The sequence below is a fragment of the Lutibacter sp. genome (assembly GCF_041562875.1).
In the GTDB taxonomy this organism is placed as follows: Bacteria; Bacteroidota; Bacteroidia; order Flavobacteriales; family Flavobacteriaceae; genus Lutibacter.
The window spans coordinates 22,026-36,579 of sequence record NZ_JBFFOE010000005.1 but is presented as its reverse complement, the minus strand read 5'-3'; the positions used below and the strand labels follow the sequence as shown (position 1 = coordinate 36,579).

General features: G+C 29.0%; 12 protein-coding genes and 1 tRNA gene. 6 read left to right on the top strand and 7 right to left on the bottom strand.

Annotated features, from left to right (window positions below; translation table 11 throughout):
* Window positions 1-5 precede the first annotated feature (5 nt).
* From prmA to ABY863_RS01550, 3 genes are all read left to right on the top strand, one after another.
* Window positions 6-836, top strand: coding sequence for a 50S ribosomal protein L11 methyltransferase (prmA, locus tag ABY863_RS01560; RefSeq protein ID WP_372792499.1), 831 nt, complete (start codon window positions 6-8; stop codon window positions 834-836).
* A gap of 16 nt (window positions 837-852) precedes the next feature.
* The gene (locus ABY863_RS01555) at window positions 853-1,128 is read left to right on the top strand and encodes an ATP-dependent Clp protease adaptor ClpS (protein WP_372792498.1); all 276 of its coding nucleotides are present in this window, start codon (window positions 853-855) and stop codon (window positions 1,126-1,128) included.
* 169 nt (window positions 1,129-1,297) lie between these two features.
* On the top strand, window positions 1,298-2,185 hold the full coding sequence (locus ABY863_RS01550; RefSeq protein WP_372792497.1) for a zinc-dependent peptidase: 888 nt from the start codon (window positions 1,298-1,300) through the stop codon (window positions 2,183-2,185).
* Window positions 2,186-2,287: 102 nt separating this feature from the next.
* On the opposite strand, the gene ABY863_RS01545 is transcribed toward ABY863_RS01550, so the two are convergent.
* Genes ABY863_RS01545 through ABY863_RS01535 form a run of 3 tightly spaced genes read right to left on the bottom strand, consistent with a single transcriptional unit; the run spans window position 2,288 to window position 5,836 of the window.
* Window positions 2,288-3,829, bottom strand: coding sequence for an acyl-CoA carboxylase subunit beta (locus ABY863_RS01545; protein WP_372792496.1), 1,542 nt, complete (start codon window positions 3,827-3,829; stop codon window positions 2,288-2,290).
* A gap of 21 nt (window positions 3,830-3,850) precedes the next feature.
* Entirely contained in the window at window positions 3,851-5,293 is a 1,443-nt protein-coding gene (accC, locus tag ABY863_RS01540; protein WP_372792495.1) for an acetyl-CoA carboxylase biotin carboxylase subunit, read from the bottom strand.
* Window positions 5,294-5,350: 57 nt separating this feature from the next.
* Window positions 5,351-5,836, bottom strand: a complete 486-nt coding sequence (locus ABY863_RS01535; protein WP_372792494.1) for an acetyl-CoA carboxylase biotin carboxyl carrier protein subunit — start codon at window positions 5,834-5,836, stop codon at window positions 5,351-5,353.
* A 323-nt stretch (window positions 5,837-6,159) separates the two neighbouring features.
* Here ABY863_RS01535 and ABY863_RS01530 point away from each other — a divergent pair, with 323 nt between their 5' ends.
* The gene (locus ABY863_RS01530) at window positions 6,160-6,471 is read left to right on the top strand and encodes an isoamylase early set domain-containing protein (protein ID WP_372792493.1); all 312 of its coding nucleotides are present in this window, start codon (window positions 6,160-6,162) and stop codon (window positions 6,469-6,471) included.
* A 194-nt stretch (window positions 6,472-6,665) separates the two neighbouring features.
* On the opposite strand, the gene ABY863_RS01525 is transcribed toward ABY863_RS01530, so the two are convergent.
* The 3 genes from ABY863_RS01525 to ABY863_RS01515 all read right to left on the bottom strand — a co-directional run bounded on the left by ABY863_RS01525 (window position 6,666) and on the right by ABY863_RS01515 (window position 9,533).
* Window positions 6,666-6,739, bottom strand: a tRNA-Arg gene (locus ABY863_RS01525).
* Window positions 6,740-7,449: 710 nt separating this feature from the next.
* Window positions 7,450-9,165 (bottom strand): M56 family metallopeptidase, encoded by a 1,716-nt coding sequence (locus ABY863_RS01520; RefSeq protein ID WP_372792492.1) that lies wholly within the window; start codon window positions 9,163-9,165, stop codon window positions 7,450-7,452.
* A 2-nt stretch (window positions 9,166-9,167) separates the two neighbouring features.
* On the bottom strand, window positions 9,168-9,533 hold the full coding sequence (locus tag ABY863_RS01515) for a BlaI/MecI/CopY family transcriptional regulator (RefSeq protein ID WP_372792491.1): 366 nt from the start codon (window positions 9,531-9,533) through the stop codon (window positions 9,168-9,170).
* A gap of 239 nt (window positions 9,534-9,772) precedes the next feature.
* Here ABY863_RS01515 and ABY863_RS01510 point away from each other — a divergent pair, with 239 nt between their 5' ends.
* Entirely contained in the window at window positions 9,773-10,708 is a 936-nt protein-coding gene (locus ABY863_RS01510) for a calcium/sodium antiporter (RefSeq protein WP_372792490.1), read from the top strand.
* 72 nt (window positions 10,709-10,780) lie between these two features.
* On the opposite strand, the gene ABY863_RS01505 is transcribed toward ABY863_RS01510, so the two are convergent.
* Window positions 10,781-11,791, bottom strand: a complete 1,011-nt coding sequence (locus ABY863_RS01505; protein WP_372792489.1) for a glutamine synthetase beta-grasp domain-containing protein — start codon at window positions 11,789-11,791, stop codon at window positions 10,781-10,783.
* A gap of 230 nt (window positions 11,792-12,021) precedes the next feature.
* On the opposite strand from ABY863_RS01505, the gene ABY863_RS01500 reads away from it, so the two are divergent.
* Window positions 12,022-14,208: a glutamine synthetase III gene (locus tag ABY863_RS01500; RefSeq protein WP_372792488.1), complete on the top strand. Its 2,187-nt coding sequence runs from the start codon at window positions 12,022-12,024 to the stop codon at window positions 14,206-14,208.
* Window positions 14,209-14,554: the final 346 nt, after the last annotated feature.

Sequence of the window (14,554 nt, the reverse complement as noted above, 5' to 3'; positions counted from 1 at the left end):
CATGTATGATAAATTATATTGGATACATTTTTAAAGTATCACCAAAAGAACCAGGAACTGAAATCTTAATAGCTCAATTGGGGGAAGAAGGTTTTGAAAGTTTTGTAGAAAATGAAGATGGAGTAAATGCTTACATTCAAGAAAAGGATTGGAATGCTGAAATTTTAAATGATATTCAAATTTTAAATTCTGAGGAGTTTAAAATTACTTTTGAAGAAGAAGTTATTGAACAAATTAATTGGAATAGTGAGTGGGAGAAAAATTTCAATCAAATTCAGGTTGATGATATAGTGAGTATAAGAGCTCCTTTTCATGAAAATCCAAATTTAAAATATGATATTGTTATTGAGCCAAAAATGAGTTTTGGTACAGGTCATCATGAAACTACACATATGATGGTTCAGCATTTATTACAATTAGATTTGACAAATAAAAAAACATTGGATATGGGTTGTGGAACTGGAATTTTAGCCATTTTTGCTGAAATGAAAGGAGCTCAGCCAATTGATGCTATTGATATTGATGCTTGGTGTTATGAGAATTCTATAGAGAATGTAGAGCGAAATAATTGTAAGCATATTTCAGTTTTTGAAGGTGATGCTTCACTTTTGATGAATAAAAAGTATGATGTTATTATTGCAAACATTAACAGAAATATTTTATTGAATGATATGGCGTCTTATATAAATTGTTTAAATGATGAAGGTGTCATTTTATTTAGCGGATTTTATCAAGAAGATATTCCAATAATTGATAAAGAAGTTTCAAAATATGGTTTGACTTTAGATAAAATAATTGAGCGAAATAACTGGGTATCTTTGAAGTATCTAAAATAATTACTATTTTTGCTGCATGAGTACAAAAAGAAAAATACAAGAAGACGTTGATGTATTGGAAGAAGAAACCAATCTAAATGAGATTGTGTTATTTAATGATGATGTAAATACTTTTGACCATGTAATTGATTCATTGATAGATATTTGTGACCATACATTAGAGCAAGCTGAGCAATGTGCAATTTTAGTGCATTATAAAGGTAAATGTACTGTTAAAACAGGGGAGTATAACGATTTAAAACCTCGATGTACCATGTTATTATCCAAAGGACTGTCTGCTGAAATAATATAAAAAACCAATATTAAAAATTCTTTATTGGTTTGACGTTAAAAAATAACTAATTAAAAAAAACTCTTGAAATTTTTCAAGAGTTTTTTTATGTTAAACTGTTAGGCTTGGGATAAAATGTACTCATTCGTTTATTTATTTTTTATCTTGCCATAAGTTTTATAATTAGTATATGGTTTTTGTTTTTAGTGTAGCTTCTGTAGTGTTAATTGTTTTTTTTGTGTTTAGAAGAAATAATAAAAAAAAGTTAGAATGGATAGAACCGAAAACCTTATTCAATGAGGAATGGAGATTAATTCTTATAAAAAATATTGCATTTTATAATTCATTAGTTGAAGACGATAAAAGAAGATTTGAATATAAAGTTCAAGAATTTCTTTTGAATTGTAGAATTACAGGAATAGAAGTAAGTATTGATATAACAGATAAACTGCTTGTAGCATCCAGTGCAATAATCCCAATTTTTGAATTTGATAATTGGAAATATAGGAACATTCAAGAAGTTTTATTATACCCTACAATGTTTAATACAGAATTTGAAACTAAAGGTTCTGGTAGAAATATCTTAGGAATGGTAGGAAGTGGTTATATGGAAGGTATAATGGTGCTTTCAAAACAGGCATTAAGACATGGATTTGAAAATGAATTAGATAAAAAAAATACAGCCATTCATGAATTTATCCATTTAATTGATAAAAGTGATGGATATATTGATGGAATTCCTACACTTTTATTAGAAAAGCAATATGTAATTCCTTGGTTAGACCTTATCAATAATAAGATTGATGAAATTTATGAAAAGCAATCAGATATTAACCCATACGGAGGAACGAATAAAGCAGAATTTTTTTCAGTAGCTAGTGAGTATTTTTTTGAACGCCCGAAATTACTTGCCAGAAAACATCCAGATTTATATGATTTACTAGAACAAATTTTCAATCAGGATATGTTGTCTAAAAATATGAAAAAAAATAATTTTAGAATTGGTAGAAATGACCCTTGTCCTTGTAAAAGTGGTATAAAATTCAAGAAATGTTGTGGGCTAATACATAATGGCTAAAGGTTCTATAGTAGTGGTGAATTGGTAATTTGTAAAAGTAAAATTATAAAAAGGCTAAAATTTATATATAAATTTTAGCCTTTTTATTGTTGAATAGATAATTTACAAAGGAATATTCCCATGCTTCTTTTTGGGTAAGTTTAGTTCTTTTCCTTCCAACATTTGAAATGCTTTAATTAATTTTCTTCTTGTGTATTTAGGGTAAATTATTTCATCAATAAAACCACGACTGGCAGCATCATAAGGGTCTGCAAATTTGTAAGCATATTCGGTTTCTTTTTCTATTAGCTTTTCTTCTGGGTTTTGAGCTGAATTAATTTCGTTTTTAAAAATAATTTCAGCTGCACCTTTTGCACCCATCACAGCAATCTCGGCAGTTGGCCAAGCAAAATTCATGTCAGCTCCAATATGTTTAGAATTCATTACATCATAAGCACCTCCATAGGCTTTACGAGTAATAACTGTAATACGTGGAACTGTAGCTTCGCTAAATGCATACAATAATTTGGCGCCGTTAGTTATAATTGCATTCCATTCTTGATCAGTCCCAGGTAAAAACCCTGGTACATCAACCAATACTAATAACGGGATATTAAAAGAATCGCAAAAGCGTGTAAAACGAGCTCCTTTTACAGAGCTATTCACATCTAAACAGCCAGCTAAATTCATTGGTTGGTTGGCTACTATTCCAATACTTCTACCAGCTAAACGGGCAAAACCTACTAGAATATTTCCTGCAAAATCTTTATGAATTTCAAAGAATGAATTTTCATCAATAATACCTTTTATAACCTCGTGCATATCATAAGGTTTATTAGGGTTTTCTGGGATAATGGTTTCAAGATTTAATCTTAATTCATCACCCAAATCAAACCGTAATTTTTTAGTAGTTTCTTTATTATTTTGAGGAATATAACTTAACAACGTTTTTATTGCTGACAAACATTGAATGTCATTTGCAGATGTAATATGTGTAACGCCTGATTTTGTTGAATGTGTACTTGCACCACCTAATTCTTCAGCGGTAACCTCTTCATTGGTAACTGTTTTTACTACATTTGGCCCAGTTACAAACATATAACTAGTATCTTCAACCATAAAGGTAAAATCGGTCATAGCAGGAGAATAAACTGCACCACCTGCGCAAGGACCCATAATTGCTGAAAGTTGCGGTATTACACCTGAAGCTTGTACATTTCTGTAAAAAATATCAGCATATCCACCAAGTGATCTTACACCTTCCTGAATTCGTGCACCTCCAGAATCATTTAAACCAATTAATGGAGCACCAACTTTTATAGCTTGATCCATTATTTTGCAAATTTTTTCGGCGTTTGTTTCAGATAAAGAGCCGCCAAAAACAGTGAAATCTTGTGCGAAAACATATACTAACCTTCTGTCAATAGTTCCATAACCAGTTACAACACCATCTCCAAAATAGATTTCATTATCCATTCCAAAATCGGTAGTTCTATGAGTTACTAAAGCGCCCATTTCTTCAAATGAACTTTCATCTAATAAATAATCTATGCGTTCTCTTGCTGTTAATTTTTTCTTTGTGTGCTGTTTTTTAATTCGTTCATCTCCGCCACCTAAATGAGATAATGCAACTCTTTTATTTAATTTTTCAATTTTAGAATCCATACTATTGAATTTTATAATTAGTTAGTTAAGAGGAATTCTTACAATTTTTTGATCTTCTAAATATATTTTTAGCGCTATTAAAGCTGCTATTTTTTCTTCTGCATTTAATTCGGCTTGAAGTTTTTCAGGTGTGTAGTAGTTTTTTACAAAATGAGTATCAAAGTTTCCGGACCGAAATGCTTCATGTAGGCATACAAATTTACCAAATGGCAAGGTTGTTTTAACACCCTCAATTTTATAGTTATCAATTGCTTTTATCATTAATTGAATTGCTTCATCTCTAGTTTTACCATAAGTAATTAATTTTGATAACATTGGGTCGTAATAAATTGGAATATCCATTCCTTCTTCAAAACCATCATCAACTCTTATACCTTCACCAATAGGAATTTTATAGGTACTTAAATTTCCAATGCTTGGAAAAAAATTATTCATAGGGTCTTCAGCATACACACGTAACTCAAGTGCGTGTCCATTTATTTTTAAATCTTCTTGTTTTAATGTTATTGCTTCGCCTCGTGCAATTTTAATTTGAAGTTCAACTAAATCTACTCCTGAGATTAATTCTGTAACTGGATGTTCAACTTGTAAGCGAGTATTCATTTCTAGAAAATAGAAATTTAAGTCACTATCAACTAAAAATTCAACGGTACCAGCACCTAAATAATCACATGATTTTGCCACTTTAATGGCTGCTTGTCCCATTTTCTCTCTTAATTCAGGTGTTAAAATTGAAGATGGAGCTTCTTCAATAACTTTTTGATGACGACGTTGAATACTACATTCTCTTTCAAAAAAATGTAACACATTCCCATGACTATCAGCCAAAACTTGAATTTCTATATGACGAGGTGAAGTAATATATTTTTCAACAAAAACGGAACCATCACCAAAGGCTGAAGTTGCTTCACTAATTGCTCTAGCCATTTGTTCTTCAACATCTTGTTCTTTTTCAACAATACGCATTCCTTTACCTCCACCACCTGCAGACGCTTTTATTAAAATTGGAAACCCAATTGTTCTTGCTATTTCAGAAGCCTCTTTTGGGTCGGTTACAGCTCTATCAACACCAGGAACCATAGGAATATTATAATCTTTAACAGCATCTTTTGCCGCTAATTTATCGCCCATCATTCTAATAGATTTTGATTTAGGACCAATAAAAATAATATTATTTTGTTCGCATAATTCAGCAAACTTCGCATTTTCACTTAGAAAACCATAACCAGGATGAATTCCATCTACATTTAATTTTTTGGCTTCTTCGATAATTTTATCTCCTAAAAGGTATGATTTATTTGAAGGTGCTTCGCCTATACAAACAGCTTCATCAGCAAATCTAACGTGAGGCGCATTTCTATCTGCTTCTGAATATACAGCAACTGTTTTAATACCCATTTTTTGAGCAGTTTTCATAACTCTAATCGCTATCTCACCTCTGTTTGCAATTAATATTTTTTTCATTTGAATGCTGTTTAAAATTTTAGAAATTTTGAAATTAAATAGAGTAGTAAAGTAATTTTATTCAAATTCAATCATAAGTTCTCCTTTTTCAACAGTTCCTCCACTTTTTATATGTATGGTTTTAATAACACCATCTTTTGGTGATGCAATAGCATTCTCCATTTTCATAGCTTCAAGAATTAATAAGGTTTCTCCTTCCTTTATTTTTTGTTTTTCTTTCACATTTACACTTAATATAAGACCTGGCATTGGAGCTTTAATATCATTTATTTTTTTGGCTGAACCTATTGATAAGCCCATTTCTTTAATGAGTATGTCTAGTTGATTGGATATTTTAATGGTATAGTTGTTAGAATTAACTTGTATAATGTATTCTTTTTTTAGAAAATCAGATTTTTCTATTTTAATATCGAAAGATTTATGGTTATTTATTACGTGAAATTTTGACTTTGATAGTTTTATTACATCTAATTCATTGATATCAGAACTTTTAAAATTGTTATAAAATGAGTCATTTACCTTTATTTTAAAATTTTGTTCCATAGAATTTGAAGTTATTGATATTAAATTGATAATTTTTAAAGATATAAATATATTTGATTTTTTTAAGATAAAATAACGATATCAGGTGATTTTTTGAAGATAATCATTTTAGAGTGTTAAAATATGTGGATAATTAATAATATTGCAAAGTAATTGATTGGAATAACAAATTTTATTCTAAATAGAAGAATTAATGTTTAAATTTAACTAGATATGTATAATTTGCGAACTAAGTGTTAATATAGAATATAAATAAGAAAAAGGAGTTGTATAATATAACGCTATTCAAAGTTAAATTTGTAAGATAAATTAAAATTAATGTTATGAGTTTAAAAAAGCAATATTTAAAAAGTAAACCAGTTTGTAAAGTTACATTTTTAATGGAAAAAGGAGCTGCTGCTGGTGCAAGTAAAGTTGATTTATTAGGTGAGTTTAATAACTGGAATACAGCTGAGCCTATAAATATGAAAAAATTGAAAGATGGTTCTTTTAAAGTTGTTATTGATTTGCCTTCTGAAAAAGAGTATCAATTTAAGTATTTATTAGATGGTGAAAAGTGGGTAAATGATGATAGTGCTGATAAATATGTAAATAATGGTCTTGACGCAGAAGAAAATTCTGTTTTAGCAATATAATACCATTAATGTTGAGTTAAATTTGATTTATATTATATTTAGCTATATAAAAGATTTAAATGAATAATTGAAAGTGAATTTATACTTTTAATTATTCATTTTTTTAGTTTTTGTATATTTGGATTTGCTCATTTAGATGTAAACATATTCCATAAAAAAAAGAGTTACATTTTTGTAACTCTTTTTTTTTGTAGTGACCTCGACTGGATTCAAACCAGTAACCTCTTGAGCCGTAATCAAGTGCGCTATTCAGTTGCGCCACGAGGCCATTTTGAGGCTGCAAATATACTATTTTTTAATTATTTCACAAACTATTTTTTGTAACAAAATATCGCCATCCAATAATAGCCATTTGCCATTTTTTTGCTTTTGCCATATCAAGCTTGTTTTTAGTGAAGCTTGGTAGTACAATTTTATTAATTTTCGCTAAAATTCTGAAGAGTTGTTTATTCATGATGTAAATATACTGATTAAAAAAAAATTTCCACATTTTGTGGAAATTTTAATGAACGCAAATCAAAAAAAGATTGCAGATTCAATTTTTAAGTTAATATAATAAGTTAATAAATGTTAAAATTAACTCTGTTATTAGGATGAAGATTGTAATCATGTAAGTAGGTTTTAGGTTAGTAAATTGATTTTTGAATTAATTCTTTATTCAAGATATGACTACTTTTTGCTTGTCTCCAATAATTTTGTAGGGTATTAATTAAATTAACTTCTAATTTTAAATTAAAAGACAGAATTGATTTGTGAGTTTTTGTAAATTACTATAATAATGTTTTAAACTGTAATTATATATTATTTTATTGTTTAAAATTGTAAGTAAATAATGAGCGGTTTTAGATTGTTTTTTAAAAGTAAAGGAGGTTTTGTCTCTTAGATTGATTAAAATAAGGGTTTCTATCTTTTTAGTATAAAAAAACTATCCTTTTCTAAATTTAGAAATGGATAGTTTACAATTAAATTACGATAGTTTTATTGCTTTTTGATAGTAATTAAAATAACCCCATTTTTTCCTTTTTCACCATATTTATCTGTTGCAGAGTTCCCTTTTAATACTTCTATTTTTTCTATTGTATCTGGTTCAATGTTTTTCATTTCTTCAGTTGAAACTTCTTTACCATCAACAAAAGTTATCGGCTCTTCACTTCCGGAGCTTACAAAAATTAAATTTTCTTTTTTGGTAATTTTTTGTTTATTTTTTTTGTCACGATCAGTTTTAATCACAAAAACATTTTCAGATGCACTGTCTTCATTAATTTCTATTTCTATGTCCTCATTTATTTCATCCTTATTTATTTCATGGATTACTTTTACTTCACGTTCTCCTTCTTTAAGTTCAATTACTTCAACTTTAATGTTGCTTTCTTTGCCTTGTTCTTGAACCCATACATTTTTACTATCTCCTTTTGTTTTCCATAGTTTTGTTTTACCATCTGAAGTTACAAAAGCATAATTGTCATCTTTATTTGGTTTGAATTTTACTTTTTTAGCACTATCGTTATCTTCATGTATTGTATAAGTATAACTATTTTTGTAAACCTTACTCAGGTTACTTATATTTAGTGAGTTGTAATCAGAATTATATGAAATTTTAATTGCCTTTATTGGTTCAGAACTTGCGTTTTCAAATTTTGATTTTAAATTTTTCCCTTTTGCATCAATTTTAATTGCAGTTATTTCATTATTAGCATTTCGTTTGATTCCTTTAAATGATATGGTAATATCGAATTCTTGTTTGAAAGTTATTTTTTCTTCGTTTAATGTTTCATCAGAAGTATTTTTGTCAATAATTAATTCAATCAGTTCATTGTTGATTTCTTCAATTTCTATTACTTTTTTTTCTTGAGCAATTACTTTAGTGTTGAAGGTAAATACAAATGCTGTTAGTAAAGGTAGCAATAAAGCATATTTCCATTGATTTTTTGATGTAGAACGATTTTTTTGTAACATAATAATGCGTTTTTTAATTAATGAATTGTAAAAATTGTTTGTTATTTCTGTGCAGTAATTTGCTCCACAGGTTTTTAATAAAGTAAATTGATATAATTTGTGATTATCTGCTAGTTCTAATGCATATGCATCAGCTAAAAATTCAAGATTTTGTTGAACTGCCTTTTTATATAACCAAACAAACGGATTAAACCATAGCGTAATTACTAATAAGTGAGCTAAAAGTGTGTCAATAGAATGCCACTGTTGCACGTGTGCTTTTTCATGATTTATAATTTGCTCAAGTTCATCAATATTGAATTGTGATTTGTTATAAATTATAATGTTAAAAAATGAAAATGGTGAAATGTTTTTTGAAGTTTCAACAAAATAATAGTTGCCTTGCTTTGTTAATTGATGTTTTGAAATTAAATTCCCTAATGAAATTAATTGCATTAAAAATTTTAAAGTAAAAAAAACTACACCAATTAAATATATGAAAATAAAGATTTGAGTCCAATTAATAGTTTGTTCAGTAATGTTTGTGGAAGCAATTTCTTCATAATTAAGCAAGTTTAGTTGAGATTTAATAGTTTCAACATAAATAGGTATATCAATCAAGGGAATTGTTAATACTATTAATAATCCAATGATAAAATAACTTCTAATTGACTTAAAAAAAGTCTCATTTTTTAAGAATACATAATAAAATAAGAAAAGTATTAAAACTATTCCGCTAGCCTTTAATAAATAGTCCATAATTATTGGTTGTTTTTACTTTCAATAAGTTTAATAATTTCACGTAATTCATCAGCGCTTATTTTTTCTTCTTTCGCAAAAAAGGAGACTACATTTTTGTAGGAATTTTCAAAATAATTTTGTGTAGCACTTGAAAAATAATTTTTCCGATATTCTTCTTTTGATATAGCAGGATAATATCTGTGTGTGTTTCCAAAGGCTTCATGTTTTACATACCCTTTATCCTCCATTTTTCTAATTACTGTTGAAACTGTGTTGTAATGTGGTTTTGGCATTGGTAATTCAGCAACAACTTCTTTTACAAAAGCTTTAGTAAGCGTCCATAAAACGTGCATTATTTCTTCTTCTTTATTGGTTAGTTTTTCCATCTATTAAATATTTGTGCGTTCCGCTTCGTTTCACTCGCGTCAGGCTTTTCGTTATATCTTTTTATTAATAAAAAATAAAAAGGATGCCACTTCAATCCTTAACGCATTACAAACGTAAACTATTTTTATAGTTACACAACTATAAAGGTAGTTATTTAACAAATTTTTAAGTTTGTCTAAATTATAAGTGAATTGTAAATAGAATATTATTTCTTTTATATTTGCCAAAAATATATTTTATGAATATTCTATTTATTGGAATTGGCTTGGTGTTGTTGATATTAGGAGGTAACTGGTTGTTGAAAGCAGCAGTTGGATTGTCACTTCGTTTAAAAATCCCTAAAATAGTAATAGGAATGACAGTAGTTTCTTTTGCAACTTCTGCGCCTGAGCTTATTGTAAGTATAAAATCGGCATTAGATGGTCATGCGGATATTGCTTTTGGAAATGTGATAGGTTCAAATATTGCCAATTTAGGATTGGTTTTAGGAATTACTATTTTAATTTCAACCATAAGTGTAGAGAAAAGTTTTTATAAAACAGATTGGCCTGTAATGATGATTTCATCAGTGTTATTTTATTTTTTTATTGCTTTTGATGGTGTATTAGAACGTTATGAAGGAATTATTTTGTTTTCTTTCCTGCTAATATTTTTAATTTATTTATTGAAATTTCAAAAAACAGCTGTTGTAGATGAAATGCCTGATGATGATGTAGAATTACCCTTAAATAAAGTAGTGTTGTTTTTAGTTATTGGTGGTGTTGCACTTTGGGGAGGGTCAGAATTATTAATTGATGGAGCTGTAGGTATGGCAAAAAACTTTAATGTAAGTGAAAGAATAATAGGAATTACAATTGTTTCTGTAGGTACAAGTATTCCGGAATTGGCAGCTTCTGTTATTGCGGTACTTAAAAAAGAAAAGGCAATTTCCTTGGGTAATTTAATTGGTTCTAATGTGTTTAATATTTTAGGGGTATTAGGTGTAACTTCAATGATAACTGATGTTACGGTTGTAGATCAAGGATTGTTATCAAATGATATTTTTTGGATGTTAGGAATTTCATTTTTGATATTTCCATTGGTTTTTGCACCAGTTAAAATGAAATTGACTTGGAAAGAAGGACTCATTTTGTTAGCTTTATATTTGTTCTTTATTGTAAGAATGTTTAAATAAAATCAGGTTTATTTATTAAACTAAAAAACACTGCAATTGCAGTGTTTTTTAGTTTAATAAAAGTTGTAAAAATTATAATTTAGCTGAATTAACAGTTCTAATAATTCTTGATGCAACTTTATATGGGTCAGCATTTGAAGCAGGACGACGGTCTTCTAACCAACCTTTCCATCCTTTTTCAACAGTAATAATAGGAATACGGATTGAGGCACCTCTGTCAGATACTCCATAAGAGAAATCTGAAACGTGAGCTGTTTCATGCAATCCTGTTAATCTTTCATCATTATATGCACCATAAACGCCAATATGCTCGTCTGTTAAAGGTCTAAATGCTTCGCAAATTTTACTATAAATTTCTTTAGATCCACAAGTTCTTAAAGTAGTATTTGAAAAGTTTGCATGCATACCAGAACCGTTCCAGTCTCCTTTTACAGGTTTTGGATGTAATTCAATATAGTAATTGTATTTTTCTGACAATCTATTTAATAAATATCTTGCTACCCAAATTTCATCACCGGCAGTTTTAGCGCTTTGTGCAAAACATTGAAATTCCCATTGTCCAGGAGCAACCTCTTGGTTAATTCCTTCAAAGTTAAGTCCAGCATCAATACATAGGTCTGCATGTTCTTCAACAAAATCTCTACCCCAAGTATATCTACCTCCAACTGAACAATAGTATTTCCCTTGTGGCCCAGGGAATCCCCCACGTGGGAAACCTAAAGGTAAATCAGTTTTAGAATCCATTAAGAAATATTCTTGCTCAAAACCAAACCAAAAATCGTTATCATCATCATCAATTGTTGCACGATGATTTGATACGTGAGGGGTTTTATCAGCATTTAATACTTCACACATAACTAAATAACCATTGCGTCTTGACGGATCAGGATAAATAGCTACAGGTTTAAGTAAACAGTCAGAAGAACCACCTTCAGCTTGTTCAGTAGAAGAACCGTCAAAAGACCAAATGCTACAATCTTCCAATTTTCCACTAAAGTCATTTTCAACTTTTGTTTTACTTCTTAATTCTTGAGTTGGTTGATGCCCATCTAACCAAATGTATTCTAATTTTGATTTGCTCATATAAATTCTTGTTTTATTAAATACAAAATGTTTGACAAAAATAAATATTTTCATCATATAATAAAAATATAAGGGGTGTAAATGTTATTGAGATCAATATTTTTATGGATACCCTATTTTTTTTGGGGTTAATATAGAATAATTCAACTTAAATGAATTATTTAATGAAAAATGATAATAATTATTCTACTAAAAAGTTTATATTTGTTGAACAATTTAAAATTTAGAATATGGCAAGATTAAGATTTCAAGCTTTAACCGATGCTTCTAACAGAAAACCTGTTGAAGTTATTGAAAGTATAAAAAGATCAGAATTATTTGGTCAAAACGTGTTTAATGAAAATACAATGCGCCAATATTTAACTAAAGATGCCTTTAAAGGTGTAATGAGCGCTATTGATGATGGTACTAAAATTGATCGAAAAATTGCGAATCAAGTAGCTTCAGCAATGAAAGAATGGGCTATGTCTAAAGGAGTGACACATTATACACATTGGTTTCAACCGTTAACTGGAGCAACTGCAGAAAAACATGATGCTTTTTTTGAAACTATTGGAGGAGGTATGGCTATTGAAAGATTTGGAGGAAATGAATTGGTGCAACAAGAACCAGATGCTTCAAGTTTTCCAAATGGAGGAATAAGAAATACGTTTGAAGCAAGAGGCTACACTGCTTGGGATCCAACATCACCGGCATTTGTGTATGGTACTACTTTAAGTATACCAACCATATTTGTGGCATATACAGGGGAAGCTTTAGATAATAAAACACCTTTGTTAAGAGCTTTACAAGCTTTGGATTCTTCAGCAACTGCTGTTTGTAAATATTTCGATAAAAATGTAAAAAAAGTAACTTCGTCACTTGGTTGGGAACAAGAATATTTTTTAATAGATAAAGCTTTAGCCGAAAGTAGGCCTGACATTATGTTAACAGGTAGAACATTATTGGGGCATTCGCCTGCAAAAGGGCAACAGTTAGATGATCATTATTTTGGTTCAATTCCTGGTAGAGCATTGAATTTTATGCGCGATTTGGAAACCGAGTGTATGTTGTTGGGAATTCCTGTAAAAACACGTCATAATGAGGTAGCCCCAAACCAGTTTGAATTGGCACCTATTTATGAAGAAGCAAATTTAGCAGTAGATCATAATTCATTATTAATGGATTTAATGGGAAAAGTTGCTGCACGTCATCATTTTAAAGTGCTACTGCATGAAAAACCCTTTTCTAGTGTAAATGGTTCAGGAAAACATAATAACTGGTCATTATCAACAGACACAGGTATTAATTTGTTATCACCAGGAAAAACTCCAATGAGCAATCTTCAATTTCTGACATTCTTTATTAACACAATTAAAGCTGTTAATGAAAATGAAGAATTGTTGAGAGCTGTTATAGCATCAGCAAGTAATGATCATAGATTAGGAGCTAATGAAGCACCACCAGCAATTATTTCAGTTTTTATTGGAGCTCAATTAACCAAAGTTTTAGATGAACTAGAGAATGTAACAAATGGAAAACTTTCTCCTGAAGAAAAAACAGACCTTAAACTAAACGTTGTGGGTAAAATTCCTGATGTGTTATTAGACAATACAGATAGAAACAGAACATCTCCATTTGCGTTTACAGGTAATAAATTTGAATTTAGAGCTGTTGGCTCAACAGCTAACTGTGCAAAACCAATGAAAGTTTTAAACACAATAGTTGCGAAACAGTTAAAAGATTTTAAAATAGAAGTTGATAAATTAATAGATACGAAAGATTTAAAGAAAGATGAAGCCGTTTTTAATGTACTAAGAGAATACATAAAAGCATCTAAAAGAATTTTATTTGAAGGAAATGGTTACGGAATTGAATGGGAAAAAGAAGCAAAGAAAAGAGGTTTAAGTAATAATAAAACAACACCCGAGGCATTAAAAGCTAAAATTTCTAAAAAAACAATTGATTTATTTGAAGAAATGAATGTGATGAGTAAGGTTGAAACTGTGGTACGCTATGAAGTTGAAATGGAAGAGTATACAAAGCGTATTCAAATAGAATCTCGTGTTTTAGGTGATATTGCTGGTAATCATGTGGTTCCAACAGCGGTTCGTTACCAAAACTTGTTAATTAAAAATGTTACGGGCTTAAAAGAAATTTTTGGAACAGATTTTGAAAAACATGCTGCAGAACAAATTTTGTTAATTAAAAGAATTTCTGAGCATATTGAAGGAATACATTCCAAAATTGATAAAATGATTGATGCGCGTAAAAAAGCAAATAAATTAGAAAATATTGAAGCAATGGCTGATGCATATTGCTTTAAAGTAAAACCATTTTTTGATGAGATTAGATTACATTGTGATAAATTAGAATTGATGATTGATGATGAGTTGTGGCCATTAACTAAATATAGAGAGTTATTATTTACAAGATAAACTAAGAAAATTTTATTTAAACAAAAAAATCCCGCATATTGCGGGATTTTTTTGTTTAAATAATTATAAAATTAAGTATCCAATATTTAATAATTTATGTTGAATTATTCTGATAAATGATTAGTTATGTAATTAAAGTAACGTATAAACAATAACTTTATTTCCAATTATTTATTAAAACTTGCTTTTTGCAAATTATGAGAAAAAATACTTTTAAGATGACAAATTAGTATTTATCTTAGTACTAGAAATTATAAATGTATACGTTTATAATTTCTAATCTCTTGATTAAAATAACTCCACAGTTTAAACCTCACAAAATTGTTTATCCCCATTTTATAAGTTT

Excerpts from the sequence above, each read along its gene's own strand:
- ABY863_RS01550 (WP_372792497.1), top strand. The coding sequence starts at position 1,298 with ATGGTTTTTGTTTTTAGTGTAGCTTCTGTAGTGTTAATTGTTTTTTTT.
- prmA (WP_372792499.1), top strand. The coding sequence starts at position 6 with ATGATAAATTATATTGGATACATTTTTAAAGTATCACCAAAAGAACCA.
- ABY863_RS01510 (WP_372792490.1), top strand. The coding sequence starts at position 9,773 with ATGAATATTCTATTTATTGGAATTGGCTTGGTGTTGTTGATATTAGGA.
- ABY863_RS01555 (WP_372792498.1), top strand. The coding sequence starts at position 853 with ATGAGTACAAAAAGAAAAATACAAGAAGACGTTGATGTATTGGAAGAA.
- ABY863_RS01520 (WP_372792492.1), bottom strand. The coding sequence starts at position 9,165 with ATGGACTATTTATTAAAGGCTAGCGGAATAGTTTTAATACTTTTCTTA.
- ABY863_RS01515 (WP_372792491.1), bottom strand. The coding sequence starts at position 9,533 with ATGGAAAAACTAACCAATAAAGAAGAAGAAATAATGCACGTTTTATGG.
- ABY863_RS01505 (WP_372792489.1), bottom strand. The coding sequence starts at position 11,791 with ATGAGCAAATCAAAATTAGAATACATTTGGTTAGATGGGCATCAACCA.
- ABY863_RS01535 (WP_372792494.1), bottom strand. The coding sequence starts at position 5,836 with ATGGAACAAAATTTTAAAATAAAGGTAAATGACTCATTTTATAACAAT.
- accC (WP_372792495.1), bottom strand. The coding sequence starts at position 5,293 with ATGAAAAAAATATTAATTGCAAACAGAGGTGAGATAGCGATTAGAGTT.
- ABY863_RS01500 (WP_372792488.1), top strand. The coding sequence starts at position 12,022 with ATGGCAAGATTAAGATTTCAAGCTTTAACCGATGCTTCTAACAGAAAA.
- ABY863_RS01530 (WP_372792493.1), top strand. The coding sequence starts at position 6,160 with ATGAGTTTAAAAAAGCAATATTTAAAAAGTAAACCAGTTTGTAAAGTT.
- ABY863_RS01545 (WP_372792496.1), bottom strand. The coding sequence starts at position 3,829 with ATGGATTCTAAAATTGAAAAATTAAATAAAAGAGTTGCATTATCTCAT.